This is a genomic window from Labilibaculum filiforme (assembly GCF_002843315.1).
Lineage (GTDB): Bacteria > Bacteroidota > Bacteroidia > Bacteroidales > Marinifilaceae > Labilibaculum > Labilibaculum filiforme.
Genome location: NZ_MVDD01000046.1, coordinates 1 through 2273, shown reverse-complemented (window position 1 = coordinate 2273; position 2273 = coordinate 1). Strand labels below are relative to the sequence as shown.

Below are 2273 nucleotides of genomic sequence, written 5' to 3'. Positions count from 1 at the left end.
AAGTCCCCTTTAGGGGATATAGGGGTAAGAGATGAGGGATAGGAAAGCCTAAAAATAAGACAGTTATGAATTAGAATTTAGACTTTGAGTTCTTTGTGAATGTACTTTGAGTCCTTTGTGCTTAGATATATCTCAAAAGAATTGTTGGTGCGGTTTTGGGAAGTCCCCTTCAGGGGATTTAGGGGTAGACGAGATGAGATGAGATGAGGAACAAGAAATAAGAAATAAGAAAGCAACCGTACTCCCTCGTACGATAGTATCGTGTGGTTTGTGAAAGATATGTGGTAGGTAATGTAATTAGGTATTAATGATTAATTGTTTAGAGTAAATTATAAGATGAGTCGTAATTATAAATTTTATCTCTCTTACCCCAATACCCTTAAGGTAGCTTATTGGTGTGGTTTGGGAAAGTCCCCTTTAGGGGATATAGGGGTAAGAGATGAGGGATAGGAAAGCCTAAAAATAAGACAGTTATGAATTAGAATTTAGACTTTGAGTTCTTTGTGAATGTACTTTGAGTCCTTTGTGCTTAGATATATCTCAAAAGAATTGTTGGTGCGGTTTGGTAGAGAAATTGAAAAATTAAAAGCAATAAAATGAGCATATTTAAAAAGAGTGGATATTTAAGAGTACTGTTTGTAGGTCTTCCTTTTGGAGTAGCTTCATTAATAGGTGGTACTACTATGTTTAATGAGATTCCTGAAACTCCCAAAGAGTTGATTGTGTATGAGGGGGTGTTAACATCATTCGGAGAAACTACATATTACGAAGTAGAATTAGATTTGGAAAGAACATTGTTTTATGTGAAAATTAATTCCGAAATGTATTATGCTGATCGTAGAAAGGAGCGTAGAATAATGGAGAGTTATGACTATAAAATAGGAGATTCACTAAAAGTGTGGACAAATCTCAATGATGTATATATAAGACAGATAGTTGTAAATGATCAAGTGGTGATGGTATATAAGCCTCCTTATTGGAGGGCTTGGTTTTTTACTTTGGCTGGAATTTTGTTTACTGTTATGTCCGTATTTTATTTAATAAAGTATAATGCAGATTATTTTGGAGAAGATTGATTTTCCCTCGCTCCCGTACGAATCTTTTGTGTGGTTTGTGAAGGATTTTAGAAGGTGAGGTTGTATCGTGTGTTTTGTGAAAGATATGTGGTAAGTAATGCAATTAGGGTTTACAGATTAACTGTTTAGAGTAAATTTTGATAGGTGTGGTAATTATAAATTTTATCTCTCTTACCCCAAACCCCTAAAGGGGCTTATTGGTGCAGTTTGGGAGAAGTCCCCTTTAGGGGATATAGGGGTAAGAGATGAGGGATAGGAAAGCCTAAAAATAAGACAGTTATGAATTAGAATTTAGACTTTGAGTCCTTTGTGCTTAGATATATCTCAAAAGAATTGTTGGTGCGGTTTGGTAGAGAAATTGAAAAATTAAAAGCAATAAAATGAACATATTTAAAAAGAGTGGGTATTTAAGAGCCCTTTTTGTTGGGCTCCCTTTTGGAATAGCTTCATTGATAGGAGGAGTACATATGTTTAAAGATATTCCAGAAACACCTAAAGGTTTGGAGTTGCATAGTGGTGCTTTAAATTCGTTTGGGGAAACATCTTATTACGACGAAGGAATAGATTTGGAAATGAATTTATTTTATGTGAAAATAGATACAGGTTCGTATTATGCGGATAGGAGAAAAGAACGAAAGATAATTGAACCTTATGAGTATAAAATAGGAGATTCAATAAAAGTGTGGACAGATCTAAATGGCGTATATATAAGACAGATAGTTGTAAATGATCAAATGGTAATGGCTTATAAGCCACCATATTGGATGGCTTGGTTTTTTACTTTAGCTGGAATTTTGTTTACAGTGATGTCCGTATTTTATTTAATAAAGTATAATGCAGATTATTTTGGAGAAGATTGATTTTCCCTCGCTCCCGTACGAATCTTTTGTGTGGTTTGTGAAGGATTTTAGAAGGTGAGGTTGGTTTGGGAAAGATATGTGGTGAGTAATGCAATTAGGGTTTACAGATTAACTGTTTAGAGTAAATTTTGATAGGTGTGGTAATTATAAATTTTATCCCTATTACCCCAAACCCCTAAAGGGGCTTAAAAAGGGTAGTTGGTTTGAAAGAAGTCCCCTTTAGGGGATATAGGGGTAAGAGATGAGGGATAGGAAAGCCTAAAAATAAGACAGTTATGAATTAGAATTTAGACTTTGAGTTCTTTGTGAATGTACTTTGAGTCCTTTGTGCTTAGAT

The 2273-nt window shown here is 34.5% G+C and carries 2 protein-coding genes; both read left to right on the top strand.

All coding sequences use genetic code 11. From position 1 onward, the window contains the following. The first annotated feature begins 596 nt into the window (after positions 1-596). On the top strand, positions 597-1076 hold the full coding sequence (locus BZG02_RS20615; protein WP_101263635.1) for a hypothetical protein: 480 nt from the start codon (positions 597-599) through the stop codon (positions 1074-1076). A 380-nt stretch (positions 1077-1456) separates the two neighbouring features. Beyond that, positions 1457-1936, top strand: coding sequence for a hypothetical protein (locus BZG02_RS20610; RefSeq protein ID WP_101263634.1), 480 nt, complete (start codon positions 1457-1459; stop codon positions 1934-1936). Positions 1937-2273: the final 337 nt, after the last annotated feature.

What these genes read in the sequence shown, in the direction of transcription:
- BZG02_RS20615 (WP_101263635.1), top strand. Translation starts at nt 597, where the DNA reads ATGAGCATATTTAAAAAGAGTGGATATTTAAGAGTACTGTTTGTAGGT.
- BZG02_RS20610 (WP_101263634.1), top strand. Translation starts at nt 1,457, where the DNA reads ATGAACATATTTAAAAAGAGTGGGTATTTAAGAGCCCTTTTTGTTGGG.